This window comes from Neptunicoccus cionae (assembly GCF_014643735.1).
In the GTDB taxonomy this organism is placed as follows: domain Bacteria; phylum Pseudomonadota; class Alphaproteobacteria; order Rhodobacterales; family Rhodobacteraceae; genus Amylibacter; species Amylibacter cionae.
On record NZ_BMKA01000006.1, the window covers coordinates 124,827 to 143,717 of the forward strand.

Annotated in this window: 14 protein-coding genes; 7 read left to right on the forward strand and 7 right to left on the reverse strand. The window is 58.4% G+C overall.

The genetic code is table 11. The features are described from left to right. Positions 1-119: 119 nt before the first annotated feature. From rfbC to IEX10_RS16930, 5 genes are read left to right on the forward strand one after another with little or no spacing between them, the layout of a single operon-like run. Positions 120-686: a dTDP-4-dehydrorhamnose 3,5-epimerase gene (rfbC, locus tag IEX10_RS16910; RefSeq protein ID WP_188678095.1), complete on the forward strand. Its 567-nt coding sequence runs from the start codon at positions 120-122 to the stop codon at positions 684-686. Continuing rightward, positions 683-1,720, forward strand: a complete 1,038-nt coding sequence (gene rfbB, locus IEX10_RS16915; RefSeq protein ID WP_188678098.1) for a dTDP-glucose 4,6-dehydratase — start codon at positions 683-685, stop codon at positions 1,718-1,720. The genes rfbC and rfbB overlap by 4 nt, the downstream gene beginning before the upstream one ends. Beyond that, complete coding sequence (rfbD, locus tag IEX10_RS16920) at positions 1,717-2,577, forward strand: dTDP-4-dehydrorhamnose reductase (protein WP_188678100.1); 861 nt, start codon at positions 1,717-1,719, stop codon at positions 2,575-2,577. Before rfbB ends, rfbD begins: the two co-directional genes overlap by 4 nt. Continuing rightward, positions 2,574-3,443, forward strand: a complete 870-nt coding sequence (gene rfbA, locus IEX10_RS16925) for a glucose-1-phosphate thymidylyltransferase RfbA (RefSeq protein WP_188678103.1) — start codon at positions 2,574-2,576, stop codon at positions 3,441-3,443. Before rfbD ends, rfbA begins: the two co-directional genes overlap by 4 nt. Then, entirely contained in the window at positions 3,400-4,638 is a 1,239-nt protein-coding gene (locus tag IEX10_RS16930) for a glycosyltransferase family 4 protein (protein ID WP_188678105.1), read from the forward strand. Before rfbA ends, IEX10_RS16930 begins: the two co-directional genes overlap by 44 nt. Before the next feature lie 23 nt (positions 4,639-4,661). On the opposite strand, the gene IEX10_RS16935 is transcribed toward IEX10_RS16930, so the two are convergent. The 3 genes from IEX10_RS16935 to IEX10_RS16945 all read right to left on the reverse strand — a co-directional run bounded on the left by IEX10_RS16935 (position 4,662) and on the right by IEX10_RS16945 (position 8,935). Then, a complete protein-coding gene (locus tag IEX10_RS16935) occupies positions 4,662-6,026 on the reverse strand; it encodes an oligosaccharide flippase family protein (RefSeq protein WP_188678107.1) in 1,365 nt (454 codons plus the stop codon). Further along, a complete protein-coding gene (locus IEX10_RS16940; protein ID WP_188678109.1) occupies positions 6,023-7,003 on the reverse strand; it encodes a glycosyltransferase family 2 protein in 981 nt (326 codons plus the stop codon). The genes IEX10_RS16935 and IEX10_RS16940 overlap by 4 nt, the downstream gene beginning before the upstream one ends. A gap of 357 nt (positions 7,004-7,360) precedes the next feature. Beyond that, positions 7,361-8,935 carry a GMC oxidoreductase gene (locus IEX10_RS16945; RefSeq protein WP_188678110.1) on the reverse strand — a complete coding sequence of 525 codons (1,575 nt, stop codon included), beginning with the start codon at positions 8,933-8,935 and terminating at the stop codon, positions 7,361-7,363. Positions 8,936-9,237: 302 nt separating this feature from the next. Between IEX10_RS16945 and IEX10_RS16950 the strand changes: the two genes are divergently transcribed. Both IEX10_RS16950 and IEX10_RS16955 read left to right on the forward strand, forming a co-directional pair. After that, the gene (locus tag IEX10_RS16950) at positions 9,238-10,245 is read left to right on the forward strand and encodes a sulfotransferase family protein (RefSeq protein ID WP_188678112.1); all 1,008 of its coding nucleotides are present in this window, start codon (positions 9,238-9,240) and stop codon (positions 10,243-10,245) included. Positions 10,246-10,321: 76 nt separating this feature from the next. After that, on the forward strand, positions 10,322-11,119 hold the full coding sequence (locus IEX10_RS16955; protein ID WP_188678114.1) for a sulfotransferase: 798 nt from the start codon (positions 10,322-10,324) through the stop codon (positions 11,117-11,119). 61 nt (positions 11,120-11,180) lie between these two features. Here IEX10_RS16955 and IEX10_RS16960 read toward each other — a convergent pair whose 3' ends face one another. From IEX10_RS16960 to IEX10_RS16975, 4 genes are all read right to left on the reverse strand, one after another. Next, a complete protein-coding gene (locus IEX10_RS16960) occupies positions 11,181-12,212 on the reverse strand; it encodes a sulfotransferase family protein (protein WP_188678116.1) in 1,032 nt (343 codons plus the stop codon). A gap of 32 nt (positions 12,213-12,244) precedes the next feature. Then, positions 12,245-13,078, reverse strand: a complete 834-nt coding sequence (locus IEX10_RS16965; RefSeq protein ID WP_188678118.1) for a 2OG-Fe(II) oxygenase — start codon at positions 13,076-13,078, stop codon at positions 12,245-12,247. 116 nt (positions 13,079-13,194) lie between these two features. Next, entirely contained in the window at positions 13,195-14,124 is a 930-nt protein-coding gene (locus IEX10_RS16970) for a hypothetical protein (protein ID WP_188678120.1), read from the reverse strand. Between the two features lie 166 nt (positions 14,125-14,290). After that, positions 14,291-18,889 carry a MupA/Atu3671 family FMN-dependent luciferase-like monooxygenase gene (locus tag IEX10_RS16975; protein WP_188678122.1) on the reverse strand — a complete coding sequence of 1,533 codons (4,599 nt, stop codon included), beginning with the start codon at positions 18,887-18,889 and terminating at the stop codon, positions 14,291-14,293. Between the last annotated feature and the right edge of the window lie 2 nt (positions 18,890-18,891).

Sequence of the window (18,891 nt, forward strand, 5' to 3'; positions counted from 1 at the left end):
CTCAGCGGCGACCGCTTAAAACATGACCCAACCTCTCCCCATTCATGTTATGGTGTCTTGGAAACAAGACGCGTGACACAGTTTTTTAAGGGTATTCAGGGTGCAGAAAGTTTGAATTAATGATTGAAAAGACTGAATTGGACGGCGTTGTTATTATTGAACCGCGCCGCTTCACCGACAGCAGGGGTTATTTCTGCGAAACGTATAATATTAATACTCTGGCCGAATTTGGCATCACCACCACCTTTGTGCAGGATAACCAGTCTTTCAGCGAAGAGACAGGCACCGTGCGGGGCTTGCACTTTCAGGCGCCTCCGGCGGCACAGGCAAAACTGGTGCGGGTACTGAGCGGCGTAATTTGGGATGTTGCTGTGGATATTCGTTCAGGCTCTCCTACATTCGGCCACTGGGTCGGGTGCGAATTATCCGCTGAAAAAGGCAATCAGCTGTTGATCCCTGCCGGTTACTTGCATGGGTTCGTCACACGCACCCCCAAATGCACCGTGGCGTATAAATGTTCCGCCCCCTATACCCCTGCCACAGAAGGGGCGGTGCGTTTTGACGATCCCGATCTGGCGATCGACTGGGGGATCAGGCCCGAGGACGCTGTGCTTTCCGACAAAGACGCTGCTGCCGCAGCTTTCGCTGATTTGAACACGCCGTTCACCTATGAGGCCCACCCTTGAAAATTCTTGTAACCGGAGGGGCAGGGTTCATCGGCTCTGCTGTTGTGCGGCTGGCGGTGGCACAGGGACACACTGTGGTGAACCTTGATGCGCTGACCTATGCGGCTTGTCTGGCCAATGTTGCCAGCGTGGCGGGCATGGCGAATTATGCCTTTGAACAGGCAGATATCCGGGACCGCGATGCTTTGGACCGTATCCTTGCACAGCATCAACCCGATGCGATCATGCATCTGGCAGCAGAATCCCATGTGGACCGCTCCATTGACGGGCCCGGTGCGTTTATCGACACCAATGTAACCGGCACCTACACTTTGTTAGAGGCCGCGCGCGCATATTGGGAACGGCAGGGCTGTCCCGACAGTTTCCGCTTCCATCACGTTTCCACAGATGAGGTTTATGGCTCCCTCGGGGCGGCGGGACGATTCACCGAAACAACGCCTTACGATCCCCGCAGCCCCTATTCGGCCTCCAAAGCCGCATCCGACCATCTGGTCCGCGCCTGGGGCGAAACCTATAACCTTCCCATCCTGTTGACGAATTGCTCCAACAATTATGGGCCGTTCCACTTTCCCGAGAAACTGGTCCCCGTGGTCATTTTGAACGCTTTGCACGGGAAACCCATTCCTGTGTATGGCGCGGGCGAAAATGTGCGCGACTGGCTTTATGTCGAGGATCACGCCGATGCGCTGCTGACCGTTCTGATGCGCGGCGTGCGGGGGCGCAGTTATAACGTTGGCGGGGGAAACGAGGCCCGCAACATTGATCTTGTAAAAACGATCTGTGGTTTGCTGGACCGTCACCGTCCTGATGCAGCCCCTCACGGGGATCTGATTACCTTTGTGGCCGACCGTCCCGGCCACGACCTGCGCTATGCAATTGACTCCACACGGATCAACACGGAATTGGGCTGGTCCCCTTCGGTGACACTGGAGCAAGGTCTTGAGAAAACCGTCGCGTGGTATCTCGGCCACGCGGACTGGTGGCAGCCTCTGCTGGAGCGGGACGGCGTGGGTACACGTCTGGGAGTCTTATGAAGATCCTCGTTTTTGGCAAAACCGGACAGGTCGCGCGGGCCCTGATCGCCGCCGGTCCCGCCGCCGGTGTGCAGATCACCGCGCTTGGTCGCGATGATGCGGACTTACGTGATCCTGCCGCTTGTGCCGGGGCCATCGCCCGGATGGATACGGATGCTGTCATCAATGCTGCGGCCTGGACCGCGGTAGACGCGGCCGAGGACCACGAGGCCGAAGCCCATGTGGTCAACGCCGAAGCACCTGGCGCGATGGCCGCTGCCTGTAGGGACCGCGGCGTGCCATTCGTGCATATATCAACGGATTATGTCTTTGACGGTGCCCAGGGGCCAGCATGGAAACCTGAGGATTCCACAGCCCCGCTGAGCGCTTACGGGCGCACCAAACTGGCAGGTGAACAGCTTGTAGCGGCTACGGGCGGGCGCAGTGTCATTTTGCGCACGGCTTGGGTTTTTGACGGGACGGGCAGGAATTTCGTGACCACCATGCTGGGGCTCAGCGAGACCCGCGATGCCTTAAGCGTGGTCGGCGACCAGACAGGTGGGCCGACACCGGCGGCAGCCATTGCTGCGGCCTGTCTGACCATCGCCAAGGCGCTGCACGCCGGGCAGGGCGCGCCGGGTGTTTATCATTTCTCAGGCGCCCCCGATGTGACCTGGGCCGATTTTGCCCGACGGATTTTTGCCACTGCCGGACGCCCTGTCACGGTCACAGATATCCCCACATCCGATTATCCGACCCCCGCCATGCGCCCCGCCAATTCACGGCTTGATTGCAGGAGTCTTGAAGCAACTTTTGGCATTTCTCGCCCCGATTGGCAGGCGGAACTGGATGCTATTATCAAGGAGACCCTCTCATGAGCACCCGAAAAGGTCTGATCCTCGCCGGCGGCACCGGATCGCGGCTCTGGCCGATCACACAAGGTCTGTCCAAGCAACTGATGCCGATCTACGACAAGCCGATGATTTATTACCCGCTGTCGGTTCTGATGCTGACGGGCATCCGCGACATCGGGATCATCACCACGCCGCAGGATCAGGTACAGTTCCAGAACCTGTTAGGGGACGGGTCGCAATGGGGCATTACGATCACCTGGCTGGTGCAACCCAACCCTGAAGGTCTGGCGCAGGCCTATCTGATTGCAGAGGAGTTTCTGGCCGGAGAATCCTCGGCTATGGTGCTGGGGGACAATATCTTTTTCGGCCATGGCCTGCCGGAATTGCTGGCCTCGGCAGATACCCAAACTGCGGGGGGCACGGTCTTTGGCTATCGTGTCGCTGATCCCGAACGCTATGGCGTGGTGGGGATGGACGGGGATGGGAAAGTGACCAAGATCATCGAAAAACCCGAGGTTCCCCCTTCAAACTATGCGGTGACGGGGCTTTATTTTCTGGACGGCACAGCGCCCGAGCGGGCGCGCTCTATCCAGCCCAGTGCGCGGGGCGAACTGGAAATTGTCACTCTGTTGGAAAGCTATCTGAACGAAGATGCGCTGACTGTGGAACGCATGGGGCGGGGGTATGCCTGGCTTGATACGGGCACCCACGGCAGCCTGCTGGATGCGGGCAATTTCGTGCGCACCTTGCAAAGCCGTCAGGGGATGCAAACCGGCTGTCCCGAGGAAATCGCCTATGAGGCCGGCTGGATTGATGATGCCGCTCTGCGCGTGCTGGCCGAGCGTTATGCCAAAACGGGTTATGGCGATTACTTGCGTGGGCTGCTCTGATATGGGGCTGGCGTATCTGATGAACACCTATCCGATCACGTCCACGACCTTTGTGCGGCGGGAAATCCACGCCCATGAGGCCGCAGGTGTGCCCGTCACCCGTTTTGCTATTCGCGACTGGGCAGAGGTGCCTGTGGACCCGCGTGATCGGGACGAAATCGGCAAGACCACCTATATTCTCAAGCAGGGGGCTGGCAAACTTGTGACCCGCACACTGCGCGAGATGGTGTTGAACCCCGTAGGCTTTGCGAAGGCGTTGAAAACGACAATCCATCTGGCCACCCGTCCTGGCAGCACAGGGATAAAAAACGCTGCTTATCTGGTGGAAGCCGTGTTTTTCAAGCAGGCGGCGCTGGCTTTGGGGGTGCATCACGTCCATGCGCATTTTTCAACCAATTCCGCGGCTGTCACCCTGTTGGCCCGCCGGATGGGGGGACCGAGCTACAGTTTCACCGCCCATGGTCCGGATGAGTTCGATGACCCGATCGGCAATGCTCTGCCGGTGAAAGTCGAACATGCCGCTTTTGTTGCTGCAATCACCGATTACGCGCGGGGTGTGATCCTTGACGCCACCGGGTCCGGGGCTGCGGATAGGGTCAAGGTGGTGCGCTGCGGCATTGATCTGGATGAATTCGAGGCAACGCCGACACCCCCAAATAAGCGTATCGTTTGTGTCGGGCGGCTTTGTCCCGCCAAAGCGCAAGCCTTGCTCGTCGAAGCTGTGGCGCCGCTGGTCAAGGATCACCCGACGCTGGATCTGGTCTTTATCGGGGATGGGGAAGACCGCGCCGGAATTGAAAAACAGATTGCCGAACTTGGGCTTGAGAACCATGTAACATTGTCGGGTTGGGGCACAGGCGAAGAGGTCCGCGCCGCGATCAAAGGGGCCCGCATTTTTGCCCTGCCCAGTTTTTCCGAAGGTCTCCCGATTGTGCTGATGGAAAGTCTCGCCATGGCCCGCGCTGTGGTGACAACGCGGATTACCGGCATTCCCGAACTGGTGGATAACGGCTGTGGCTGGCTGGTGGAGCCTGGCGACGTGCCTGCCCTGCGCGCTGCGGTGGCGGCGGCCCTGTCAGCGGATACCGACACCTTGGAAGCTTTGGGCGAAACGGGCCGGTCCCGCGTGATCCGCGCCCATGATCAGGCGCGAAATGCGGCCAAGCTGCGGACGCTCTTTCCCGCGAAACTGTAGCATTTTTCCGTTACGAAACGGGTTTACGCGTAGACATAGACGCAACCGGCCACAACAAGCGTCAAAACCAGCCAGAGCATATCGAATCGGATTTGTGTGTTTCCCAGAAACGGGCGCAGCACTGACAGGGTATAAACCGCCGTTATCAGCGGATTGACTGCGATCACCAGCAGGGCCGCTGACAGGCCGAGCGTATGATAGGTGAGCGGCAGCAATATACAGATCGACACGGCCCGAATGGCCGAGATTATCATCATCGTCTTGGAGTGGCCAAGGTTCATAATCAGCCCGTTGAGCGTGTTGAACCGCAGCGTCAGAAAGATGACCGACAGGATCGCCAGATAGCGCCCGGCTTCGCTGTAGACGGGGGTGTAAAGCAGATCAATCAGGGTCTGTCCGCCAAACAGCACGATCAGAAAGGCCAGAATGCACATGACGTCGATGACGCTCTGAAACTTGCGATACAGGCGCGGGACATCATCAGGGCGGGTGCGTATCATCTCGCTGACCGCCGGAAATCCGACGCTGTCGCTGATACGTGAGATGATCATCCCGCCGGCTCCGATCCATGTTTGTGCAATGGCATAGATGCCAAAGGTTGTGGTGCTCAGAAGGGCTGCCAGAACGAACCGGTCCGCGCTTTGCGCAACAAAGCTGAACACAGAGGACCCCATCAGCCATTTGCCGTAGTGCCAGATCCGCCCTGCGATTTCCGTATTCCAGGCCCATGTCATGCGGGGACCGGGAAACAGGAAGTGGGTGCTTCCCGATTTTAACGCGGCGCCTGTCAGCATGCCTGCCATCAGGGCCCAGACCGTTGGGGACAGGGCAGCGAATGCCACCATAGCAACAATTTGCAGTACCTGCCCGCCAACTTCGATCAGGGCGATATATTTCATGTTCAGGTGACGCGCGGCCAGATCGTAGGTGGTGGATTCAAACCCCATAATTATAGGCGTAAGGGCTGACAGCGTAATAAGCAGAGGCAATCTGGGATCGGCATAGACCGATCCCAGAGGGGCCATTGCGGGGGCCAGAAACCAGAGCGCCAGCGCGGTGAGCAACACGCCCAGACCAATGGTCGCCCCCCGAAGGATTTTGAACACCCAGGCCACATGCAAAAAGTGCTCCTTATCCCCGTCAGGCTCTCGGGCGATGCTGCGGTTGATCCCGATGTCGGTGAAATGGCCGAAACCTGCTATCAGAATGCCCACCATCGCCATCAGGCCAAAGGCTTCGGGTACCAGAATTCGCGTCATGATCAGGTTGCTGGCCAGCCGCAGACCGCGGCCGCCCACCACCAGTATCAGGCTCCAGCTACCCGCTTTAAGAATACGTTGTCCCAAAGATCCGGGACGGGGTGCAGGGGGAGAAGTTGGATTGCTCATTTGTATTCAATCAATTCCGCATCATGGCCGCGCCAGCGGCGCCAGTAATAATCCAATACGCCGCGGCATTCGGCAAACTTGCCCAGGGTCAGCAGCAATCCCCGTTCCCATTCAAACCGGCTGCCGCCGTCACGCAGCGCCAGCCGGACCACCTGTGCAGGATAGATCATCGCTATCCAAAGGGCCAAAGGCCCGAATATAAGACAGCTCAGTAGAATTATGACAGGAAGCACCAAGCCCCAGACCAGCGCACGGCTTGTGGTCGCGACGCCGTGCCGTTCCCCGCTGGCACCATACATCGCCGCACCTTCCGCCGCTGCATAACCGGCCCGCCGCGCGCGACTGAAAAACTGCCGGGCTGTCGTCATCGCCGCATCGTGCAGGGTCATTTCCGCGTCCAGCCGCCAGACTACCCATCCCATGCGTCGCATCCGTAAACACATTTCGGGCTCTTCGCCGGCAATGAGGTTTGGATTGTAGCCACCCACCTCGCTGAGTGCCTGCATCCGGATCAGGGCGTCTCCGCCACAGGCTTTGGCCTCGCCCACCGGCGTGTCCCATTCCGCGTCACACATGCGGTTGTAAACCGAGACATCGGGGGCGCGTTCGCGCCGGCGCCCGCAGACCGCTGCGACCTTGGGGTTTTGCATTAAAAACGCAGTGGCCTTTCTGATCCAGTCCGGGTCCAGCGTGCAATCACCGTCAATGAACTGTACCAGATCGGGCCCTATGCCCCGCTCCAGCGCGGCAATCCCGGCATTGCGTGCCCGCGCTGCGGTAAAGGGCGTATCTGTATCCAGCACCACAATTTCGGCTCCGGCAGCGCGGGCGGCGGCGACCGAGCCATCCGTTGACCCGCTATCAACATAGATGATGCGTTCCAGCCCTTTGCCCAATGATGCAAGACAGGCCAGCAGGCGCGCGCCCTCGTTACGCCCGATAATCACAGCACTGACGGTTGGGCCGGGGTCAATCATCGCGCTCTTTTCAAACTCCGCGCGGACATATCGCGCTTTGCCACGCGACCTGTCCCGATACTGATCCGGCTGCCGGAAATCCCCAAGGCAGAGTGCGTCCCAATGACTGTATCGTCTCTAACTTTTTGTGTTAGCAATATCATAGCGTCAAAATGGTCCAGTTCTATCAGCGGTCTTTATAAGTCGCATCAGGCAGGCCGATGGCTTTGCCAGTCCTAAAAGAGATATCGTAAAGCAGATAGAATGGCGTCCGCAAAGCCCGCAGCGGGATTTCCATGCGTTAATTTCCAAACCGATGCTAAAACACCGCTTGCAAACCGGCTCTATCGGGGCAGTTTTTAGTTTCCGGGGGCCGGTCTAACGGGTCTTGAGCCGGCTTGTAATCACATCACCGACCCGCAACGCATTGGCCGCAATGGTCAGACTGGGATTTACGCCCATTGATGTGGGAAAAAACGACGAATCCGCCACGTATAGATTGTCCAGATCGTGGGTCTTGCAATTTGCATCCAGCACCGAAGTTTCCGGATCCCTGCCAAAGCGCAATGTGCCACAGGGGTGGCCGTAGTTCAGTTCGGGCCGCTGGCCCATCAGCATGGTGCGATACCCTTTGAAGGTCTTTTTGATCTGGCGTCGAAAAATTTGACGGCGGTGCAGCAATTCCGCAGGCAGACTGTACACAAAGCTGGGGACCTCTTTGTCATCAGCGTCTACCAGCACGCGATTTTCGGGGTAGGGGAGATCCTCCAGAATTCCGACAAAGACTTTTGCCTTGCCCAGAACCTTGGCGGCCACCAGCGCGGGGATATTGGTCAGATAGCGCAGTTTGGGGATGCGCCCCAGGACCGAGCGGTCATAGAGTCTGGCAAGATAGGCCGCGATATTGTTAAAGGACACCTCGAGCCCCAACGATTGGATCATTCCCATCCGCGCGCCGTCCACCGTGTAGATGTTGCGCAAGGAAACGGCTTTGGTAGCCCCCTCAAAGCGCTGGTGTCGTTTTGGCCAAAGGGCAAAAACTTCGTTCAGGTGGAACATCAAGCCCCGCCCGACCCAATCGCTGGAATTGGCACAGCCTTTGGGATTGGTCCGGTCTGACATCAATAGCAATCTGGGCGAGCCAAGCGCCCCGGCAGCGAGCACGTAATACCCCGCGTTCAATGTGTGCGTTACACCAGCGTGGACGACTGTAAGTCCGGTGACGCTCCGGGTGTCATAGTTGATTTCTGTTACGTCACAGTTTTCCAGCAAGACAGCATTGCCGGTTTCAAGCGCGGGCTCCAGACCGGCGGACCGACCGTCCATCTTGCATTTGCGCGGGCATTTGTGACCCAGACAGACAAGACACCCGGGCAGATTGCGAAAGGCCAGATGCTGGCGGTAGGGGTGCAAGCCATCGGCGCGCATTTCAGTGATCATCGCCGTCTCGCCGGCGCTGATTTCGGGGGGCGGGCCCAGATCCGACGGCGCTTCGCGGGACAATGGATCATGGGTGCCCGAGATGTGCAAAAGGGCCTCGGCCTGTTCAAAATAGGGAGTGAAAGCATCATAGCCGACAGGCCAGCCGCCAGTGGGATGTGGTATCTCGGCGGTGTCCTCCAGATCGTGCCGTTCGGGGCGTTCCAGCGTACCGGCATAAAAGGCCGAAGTGCCGCCGACACCGCAGCCGATCGGGGCGAAGAACCGCATCTGGCGCTGGTTCACTGTGGCCTGTACCGGCTTGGGCCAATACCCGCGGATGCGGCGCGCATGGGGGTCGGACATCGTCTCGTCGAGCTCTTGTTGTTCTTGGGCGTACCCTCTGGGACCCTTTTCCACGACCAGCACCGACAGACCCTGTTCGGCCAGCCGCCGCGCGGCCATACCGCCGCCCATCCCTGCGCCAATTACGATGACATCCCAGTGGCGTGTTCGGGCATCTTGCGGTGTCATCTCGTTGCTCCTGAGACGGAAAAACTCCGGGACACTGATGTCCCGGACCCGCCGCGTTTTGGTGTTGGTGGTGACGCAGTTGGTATCGCAGTATCCCGCCATGCCGTACGCGATGGCCGAACCTGTCGAGTTGTCACAAAACAGGGACCAGCGGTCAAGCATGCAGACCGCTGGTTTTGCGCTTTGGACCCTTTGGCAGAATTGTTCCGGAACAAGTTTACGGTTGACGGGCTGTCTTGGTAACGGATTATGTTCCTGTCTGGAGGAGCTATGACAGAGCAAACGTTTGCCGTGATGTGGGCATGGCCACATTCGGTACCCAAAGCATGAGCGCCAGCTCCAAAGCCCGGCTATTGGCCCGCAAAGCCAAAGCGCATTTGATCCGTTTTGACGCGGCACATAGACCCATCGTCGTTATGGCATTGCGCCGGGGGGGATCGACGATGGTGGCGGATACCATTTCGATCAACCGTGGGGTTTGGGGGGCCAATGAACCCTTTGCCGTTTTTGACGCGCATCCGGGATATGACCTGAAACAACGCCTGCTGCCGCCGCGCGAACATTCGCAATTCTTTGAGTTGGCCCCCGATGAGTTGGATCAATTCGCCAGCTTTGCCAAGGGTTTGCTGGGCGCGCAATACCCGCAGCTTGGCTCTTGTGCGCGGCCCAAACCGTTTCTGAAGGCGGATCGGGTCTGCCTGAAGGTCTTGAACGCGCCTTGGATGATCGACTGGTTTGCGCAGAATACTAATGCCCATGTGCTGCCACTGGTGCGTCACCCCGGTGCGCAGGCGATTTCGGTGCTGCGCCAGAACTGGGGCTTTGCGGTTGAAGCTTATGGTCGCCAGCTGGATCGCATCGGACATCATTTCAGCGAAGGGCAAAGAGGGATGATCACGGATGTGCTGAAGGGTGACGACACCTGGGCTATCGCTATCCTAGATTATGCGGTTCTGACGCGACTATTCTTTACCGGCTACACCGACCGGATTGTGCGGTACGAAGATATTGTCACTGATCCCGCCCGCTTTGTTGATGAGGTGCTGATTGCGCAATTCGGCCTGTCCGAACGGGACCGGATGCTGGCTACTTTGTCCAGACCCTCCCATTCCTCGCGGATGAGCCTGAACAGCGTGAACGAGGCTATCAAGGCGGGAAAAACCAATGACATCCTGCACAACTGGCGCAGTAAGGTCACACCCGAGATGCTGGCCGTCGGGCAGCGGATTCTGGATATGTTTGAAATTGAAACCTATCATTTTCTTGATGACAGGAAGGCAGATTTGCAGCCCTCGGGCAAGCGGCTGTGACACGGGTGGGGTGGATGGTATTTCTGTATGATAAAACGAACTGTCGAATCCATCGACGCGGGCTATTGGAAGTTTAATGGAGCGGCATTTCATCCTGACTTTGGGGCGATCCGGTAGCAACGCGCTGGTTGATGTGATCAATCAGCATCCGCAGGCGCTGAACTATGGCGAACTGCTGGGCGACTGGATGCAGATCCGTAAAATACGTGACCGGTTGGGCCTGTGGCGCGGCGATGATGCGGGGTATCTGGACGCTTTGCTGGCGGATGGCGTGCCCTTGCGGGTGGTCAACACCTTGCGCAATCTGCGCAAACGCCGTGCGGGCAAGGTCAGCGAGGTGCAACACCGCGCTGACCTGCACACCATCGGGGCCAAGGATTTTGCGACCTTTTTTCGGGCACCCGACCTGCGGCGCTATTTTCTGGACCGCCCCGACCTTAAGGTGATCGGGCTTTGCCGTGCCGACACCATCGCCCGCTTTGTGTCCTGGCAATTGCTGGATCAGACCGGCACCGTCAAACGCGCTCTGAATGATACGTCCGGTCCTGCACGGATTACGCTGGACACGACCACGCTTCTCGCTGACATCGCGCGCGTGGCGGAGGAGTCCGCGCTGTTGGAGACCCTGCTGTCAGAACTGCCGGAAGGTCAGGTCACGCGGGTCTGTTACGAGGAGTTCTTTTTTGACGCACAGGCGCAAAAGGCCACCATCAAGACCCTCTATGCCTTTCTTGGTTTGCCGGACGCGCCGGCAAATATACGTGCGCGCAAGATCAACACCACACGGCTGCGCGATACGGTCCTGAATTACGACGACTGCCTGAGTGCCCTTGCGGGCAGCCGGTTTTATGACGGGTTTCTTGCCGCAGGATGAAGCAAGACCTGCGCGGCTGACCCATGAGAATTTATAAGGCCATCACGTGATGAGAAGCGTTTTAAGAAGAACCGATACGCGCTTTGATCCGCCCCAAGAGCCTTCCCAGATGAAACCCGCTAAAGCGCAGAGTGGTTCGGATGAGGTCGGAAAAATCCGCAGGCCGCACCCGTGTCTGTTGCAGGTCATATTTCAATGCCGCCATTTCACGATGCGCAATCTTGTTGAGAATCCAGTGCTCTAGTCCGGTAAGTTCATCTGGTTTGCGCGTGCCTGTCGCGTGGGAGGTATTAGGCTTTTCCGGCACATGCACGTCTTTGGGCGGTGTGGCCCCGAGAAAATAAGCGATCCGGTTGGCGGTCTGTTGTGGCTGGCCCACGAGGTCTTCAAACTGCACCAGCGTCAGCCCGTCGCCCAGTGTTTTGCAGTGTCGTTGATAGGATCGCACAGCCATGCGCCAGTAGATTGCATAGGCGATGGGATGGTAGCGTCGTGGATCGCCATCCTGTGAGGACATCGGCATATGTTTGTAGGATGCCAGTACCTTGTAGGGATTGCGCAAAATAAACATGAAGCGCGCCTGCGGGTAATGTTGCCGTAACTCGGGAATCCGGCGGAAAGCGCCGGGCATCTTATAACCCCAACGGGTGCAGCCGGCACGTTTTGCCAGACGGCGCATGAACTCTTCCTGCATCTCGGCCCACGATCCGGACCGGTCTGTGAAAGCCTGTGCAAGGGCCCCGTCCAGTGCAGCGACTTCTTCTTCAGTCACATTGGGAACCGCATAAAGACCAAAGCGCAATCGCGCCCGGATTTGCCAGCCCAGGTAATAGGTTAGTTTTTTGACATCGCGGGCGTTCATCGGGGTGTCTACCCCGATCTCTTGCGCTTTGCGTTGGGTATAGAGATCGTCAAACACATACCAGTCAGGGATTTGTGACAGGATATGGCTGAGAAAAGAGGAACCGCTACGGGGCATGCCAACCACGATCAACGGATCGCGGGTACAGATCTCGACAGGCAGGCGGATCGGGGCAAAAAGCGGATCGCAGGTGTCAATTTGTGCAGCGCTAAGTCCTGTATCATCAGCCATCCGAATGTCCTGACAGTGGTCCGCAGAGGACTCTATTTACGCAGTTTGCGGAGCAGGTTGCGGGACTTCCGGTAGATCAGCGGGGGAACTAGCTCGCGGAGCATTCTTTGGGTTGCCTCGGAGCTTTTGGCGTCACTGGTGCCGGGGCGTTGTTTGAACACAGTGGATTGGGAGATACGGGCATCGTCCCAGGTTGAGGTGTAGTAATAAAGTGCGATGGACAGGCGCGGGTCGTTTTTGGGATGGTTTACCACCTCGGGGTTGCCGTGCATCGTGTTGTCGCCGGTTGAAAAACAGCACATCCGGTTCATCACCGGGGCAAAAGACGCCACTTTTTCGGACATGTCATTGGTCCACACCTCAAAGGAGCCGCCGTATTCTTCTTTCCAGTCGGGATTGAGATAGATCAGCAGGTTCAGGCGGCGTTCCAGATTCATGATCGAATGGTGGTTGAAATCCGCATGGATATCGAGAAATCCGCCGGTGTTGGTGCGGTGAATGCCACCGCCCAGATAATAGGGATCGGGGATCAGCCCCTTTATGCCCGACATTTTCTCCAGAAACTGGATGAAAGGGCGCGACGAGAGCGCGTGGAACACAGATTTGGTATAAGTTGGCAGGCGATCAGGATTGTAAGAGGTCTTGAGCTTTTCGTTCTCGCTGGCGTTTTCCGCTGGCTTGTCACCCATAGCCAAAGCTTCTTCGCGCACCTGTTCCAGAATTTCGGGCGGCAGGAAATTGTCCACACAGGTATAATGATAGGGCGTCTTGGACTGATAGTCAGTGGCAATGCTGTCACCGATTTCTTTTGCCCTTTGATGAGTGATCGTCAGGGTTTCTGGGTCGAGTGGAAAAAATGCAGACACGGGTATATACCAATAAAAAATGAAGTTTGAGTAAAATTAGGAGGGACTGCGCGGGTCAAAAAGTCAAGATTCGTTTAAGAGACAGAGCGTTTCGAAATGAGCACCCGACCATAGTGTCAGCCCTCCGGAACACCTGTCATGGGATCCTGCGAGACCACCTGCCAGACGATCTTTTGCATCAGCCGCGCCGCTGCAGCACCGGGATCGTCCGCCGGAGTTCCATCGGCCCGCTGCAGGGTATGAGGGAGACCTGTCGGGTCGCGCTGGTAAAGAACTGCATAATGGATGAGCGCTATCAGGTAGGCGCCGTAGTCGTTGAAGTGGATATCGTCCTTGAACAGATCACCGTGCTGTCCCAGCGGGCCAACGGCCCCTCCGGTTTCCAGGGCACGGGACAGGGCGGCCATGACCGAACCGCCGGGGATTACATAGATTGGGCGCGGCGGATCACTCTGGGCCAGGGCAGGGCGCAGCACAGCATCTTCCCAATAGAGGGTCCGGTCGCGGTCCAGCCGCACCCGCCAGCCAGTAGGGTCATTCAACTGGTGCCAGGTTTCATAAAGATAGATCACCATACCGGCCTCTTGGCCTTTGGCGGCCCAGCGGTGCAGATACGTGGGGGTGTCGTGGTAGCGGATTGCGTCTGCGATTTCGACCATCTCGGTCAGCACCAGCGCGTCGTAGGTGCCGGAGGCCAGTGCTTCATCGGGGTCACGATAGGCGGCATGGGCGTTTTCGGCTTCAAATCCTTTGACCGGCACATCCGGCTCCCAGTGGGATCGCAACGTCGCGCCCCAACCAAGCTGGCTGGCGTAGTCGTGGCCTTCGCCAGCCAATTGCGCAAGCATCGCCGGCATGTCGCGCCCTACAAGGCTATGGCCCAGATGGTACACCTGACGCGGGCCCTGCGGCGCAGGGGCCGGAGTGTCGTAAAGGGCCGCAAAGGCCTGCGGGTCCAGCGGCGCAGCCTGACGGCTGTAAAGGCCAAGCGCTGCGAGAATGAACAGGGCCGGGGCGATCAGGATTTTTTTCAGACGGTGGCGCATGATGGACCGGAGAGAGGTTTGAGGAGGAATGCCACGGGTTTCAGTTTGCTGCTGCCCGCGGATAAGGGCAACAGATCAAAGCAAAGCGCCTCCGGGGGAAAGCCTGTTTGCCCCTGCCCGACTGAACAGCCCGGCAGCTCACACAGGGGCGCCCCGCATGGAAGGCTCATCGGTTTTGCCGCTGTTTGCGCATCTCCCGCCGCCGTGCCATAGCATCGGTGAGTGTGCCGCCTGCTGGGGGCTCGAGTGTTGCGGGGGCGGTTTGTGCGGGCTGGGGAACCGCAGCAACCGGGGGGGCTTTGGGCGCAGAGTTCCCGGCTTTCTTGGCAACAATCTCTGATAAGGCGCCAAGGGTCGGGGCGCGAAAAATATCGGTGATCGACAGCTTTTGTACGCCAAGCCTCGCGCGGATCTCTCGGTGCGCCTGCACAGCCAGCAGCGAGTGACCGCCCAAATCAAAGAAGCTGTCTTTAGGGCCAATCTGCCCGACCCCAAGGATTTCGGACCAGATTTCAGCGATCTTCTGGCTGATTTCAGCCTCAGAGCCCAGATCGACCTCCGCTGTCTCCGGCTCCGCTTTTGCCTCTGTAGCTGTAGTCGGTGTTGGTGTCGCAACGATTGGAGCGGCTTTACTCAGTACAGGCGCGGGCAGGGCCTTACGGTCGACTTTCTTGTTCGGGGTCAACGGAAAGGCGTCCAGCGTCACAAAATGACGCGGCACCATGTATTCGGGCAGGGCATTGAGCATTTCGGCACGCAAAGCGGCTTCATCTATGTTTGTTTCCGTCAGCATATAGCCAACCAACTGCACAACCCCTGGCGTATCTTCCCGTGCAATAACAACGGATTGCTGGACACCGTCAAACCTGTCCATGACGCTTTCGATTTCGCCCAATTCCACACGGTAGCCGCGCAGTTTGACTTGAAAATCGGCACGCCCCAGAAAGTGGAGCCGCCCGTCCGGTTCCCAGCGCACCAGATCGCCGGTACGATACATGCGCCCCCGACCGGCAGAGTTAGGGTCAAGGGCCTTGAAAGGATCCGTCACAAAACGTTCCGAGGTAAGGGTGTCCCGCTGGAAATAGCCCCGCGTCACACCGGCACCAGCGATATACAACTCGCCCGGCATGCCAATGGGCCGGGGTTCCATATCCTCGCCCAACACATAGACTTGTGTATTGGCAATCGGGGTGCCGATAGGCACTGCCCCATGGCCCGGCGCGGCTGTCTGGGTGGTGGACCAGATTGTGGTTTCGGTCGGGCCGTACATGTTTTCCACGTGCCCCCCTGTAAGGTCACGCAATTCGTCGGCCAGCGCCCCGGGCAGCGCTTCACCGCCCACCATCATATGGTCGAGCTGGCGTAAGGCGCCCCTTGCCTCCTCGTTCATGGCCAGCATCTGTGCCATAGACGGGGTGCATTGGAGATGGGTGACTTTGTGGCGCAAAATCTGCGCGGCAATGGAATAATCATCGTCTGCCACGGTTTGATTGCTGGCAGCGACCACCTGTGCGAGCGGCTTCAAGCCTTCCAGCACGTGATCCACGTCGATGCCGTAATCAATCAGGCAGGCGATCTCGGTGACGCCGATGGCTTTGACCTGTGCGACCCGCTCAACCGCGTCTTCAACCGTACCAAACAGCCCGGAGTCGTTGAAATACCGTTCAAAGGCGAAATCAAGGATACCTTCCATTTCCTCGGTGTTCAGCGATGCCAGATCAATCTGCATCGGGTTTTCAACCCCTTTGGGTTTCTTGAATGCCGGAAAAGCCCATGCGTATTGTTTGATCAGGCCAGCGGCGGCGCGCAGGTAATCCTTCATAGGCTCGCGGGCAATCTCGCGGGCTTGCTCGCGGGTATCTGCAAGAAAGCTGTGCAGCATTAAAGTGACGGAAAAATCATCGGGATTATGGCCCGCTTCGCGCAGGGCAGCGTGGTAGATGGCGATTTTTTCCGCAACTTCATCGACGCTTTGCCCCAGAAGGTGGGTCAGCACGTTGCAGCCGTTTTCTCCGGCCTCTTTCCATGTTGCAGGATTGCCAGCGGTCGTGACCCAGACATTTAGTGTCTTGGATACGGGGCGGGGTTGGGTGACAACACCATGCATCTCGCCGTTCTGACGTGCGAATTCTACCGTCTCTCCGGCCCAAAGCTTACGCAGGTCACGGATTGCGTCAAACATCGCCGGTTTGTTGTTCGGGGGCGTGTTTTCCGGACGCAGCACAAAGTCGTCAGGCTGCCAGCCGGAGGCAATAGCAATTCCACTCCGCCCGTTTGTTAGATTGTCGATGACGGCCCATTCCTCGGCAATGCGCGCGGTATGGTGCAACGGGGCGACGCAAGAACCGGCCCGCACAGCAAGGTTGCGCGTGACCGCTGCGACCGCTGCCCCTGTGACCGAAGGGTTTGGATAGGGGCCGCCAAAGGCGTGGAAATGCCGTTCGGGGGTCCAGACTGCACAAAAGCCGTTTTTGTCGGCAAACTGTGCGCCCTCCAGAAGCGAGCGGTATTTATCGCGCCCGACGCCATCGTCATTGCCCCAGTAAAACAGGCTGAAGTCCATGCCGACACCGGGTGCGGGGCCTTCGCCTGAGACCAAGGCGCGGCTTTCTTCGCCCGAGATGACCAGTTTGAAACCGCGCGCGAGGGTCCAGAATAATTCCAGCACCGAAATGTCAAAGGACAGGCTGGTCACAGCCATCCAGACGCCGGGGGGGGAATGGGAAATTCGGTCGTCCATTCCGGTAAAGAAGTTTGCCACATTGCGGTGTTCGACCATCACGCCTTTGGGGGTGCCGGTCGATCCGGATGTGTAGATCATATAGGCCATGTGGTGGCCTGCTACGTCTGAAACAGGATTGCCGGCTTCGCTTTCCGGCGACACTGTATCGACCCGTATGATCTCGGCGGATGTACGGGGCAGGTTGGCGGCCAAGGCGCTGTCGGTGATGATGACTTTGGTGCCGCTGTCCTCAATGAAGAACTCTGTGCGGCTGGCTGGATAGACCGGATCGAGTGGCAGATAGGCACCGCCTGCCTTCAGGATCGCAAGTGCTGCGACCAGAAGAGCCGAAGAGCGGTGCAGGTGCAGGCCCACAATCACATCGGGGCCGACGCCTTTGGCTTGCAGGATGCGGGCAAGTTGATTGGCTTTCCCGTTCAACTGCGCATAGCTGAGGCTTTCGCCTTCAAAGGCCAGTGCCTCTGCCTCGGGGGTGCGTTCAACCTGCGCCTCAAACGCCTGATGGATACATTGCGTTTGGGGGAAGTCCGTTGTGGTGGCGTTCCAGTCGAACAGCACTTTCTGGCGTTCTGCGTCGGGCAGGATCGTGGGCGTTTCGCCTTTGGCGATCTGGGCGGCCATATGGGTTAATCGGGCCGCCATAAGGGTCGCGGCTTCAGTGGTGATTTTGCCGGTATTGGCGTGCAACGTTGTACCTGCAACGGTCAGGGCCGTGCCAGAAATATAGCTGTCATCTGACAGCCCCAAGGCAGGGATTGCGACATCACCGGGCATCCGGGCAAGCAAGTCGGCGGTAAAGGGGCCGCGGGCTCTGGCTGCGGCGGGGTCAGAGCCCGCGCGCAGCGGCACCCAATCGGACAGATAGCCGGGATGGTCATGGGGCAGCCCCAGAGCCAAATCGATAGGGTCTTCGGCCAGCGCACTGCCCAAATGCATCAATGCGCGGGCCAGATGGTCGTGATCACCGGCAAGCGGAATGGCGACGATCTCGCCGAACGGGGCGTCCATGTCGATCAGCGGCAGGGCGACTGGGGACATGGCTTCTAGGGTGTGGCGCCAGTCTTCTTCAGTTTTCAGCGTGGCTTTCAGGGCTGCACTCAGGGCTTCGGCCTCGGCCGTATCAAGGGTGGGCAACACATCCCCTACGGCGGCGATCCGCGAGGGGGCAACAGGCGCGCCGTAGGCATCCCGCAGTTTGCTCAAAGTCACTGGCGCTGTGGCGGTGGCGACGGTCAGGCTGTCATTGTCCAAGGCGATTACGGTTCCTGCGCTGGCATCGGCAGAGCTTTTGCCGGCCTCGGCCTTACCCACAAGAAAGACACCAGCGGCAGAGGCGAGTTTGGGACAGGCCAGCGGGTTCCAGTAAGCGCCATGGTCCAATGCGCGGACCAAGGTGGTGATCTGTCGCGCACTCTGGGTGAAATTGATCCGTGCGGCGTTCGCAGGCCGGTCGTTTTTGGCAAAATAGCTGCGTTGCGACAGGTCTTGGGCCGTGGTCACAGGTGCGTTTGTTGCCAGTTTCTCGATGACTGTGGCAAAGCTGTCGATGGCCGCAGCATAACATTTGGTGTTCAGGGTCAGCGCGGTTTCGTCCGGACTGACATCAAAGAAGCTTTGTGCCAGCAAATCACCTTCGTCGACGCCGCCCGAAATCATATGCCAGCTTACGCCGTATTCAGCCTCACCGTTCAGCAATGCCCAGACCGGAGCGTTCAAACCTGCATAGCGCGGCAGGGGGCCGTCATGAAAATTCACCGCCCCGCGAAGGGGGCGCGCCAATACAGCCGCAGGGATCATATCAAGATTGGCAATCGACATCAGCCAGTCGAATTCCATTCCGGCAAGTGCCGCAACCAGATCGGTGTCAGGGCTATGCAGCAACAGCCCTGCGTCCTTTGCCCAATCCTCCACATCAGGGTGGCGGGTCACAACGGCGGCGACCGTATGGCCTGCTTCGCGCAGCATCTCACCACATTGAATGGTCAGCGTTTCATTACCGATAACAACGGCGCGATAGGACATGG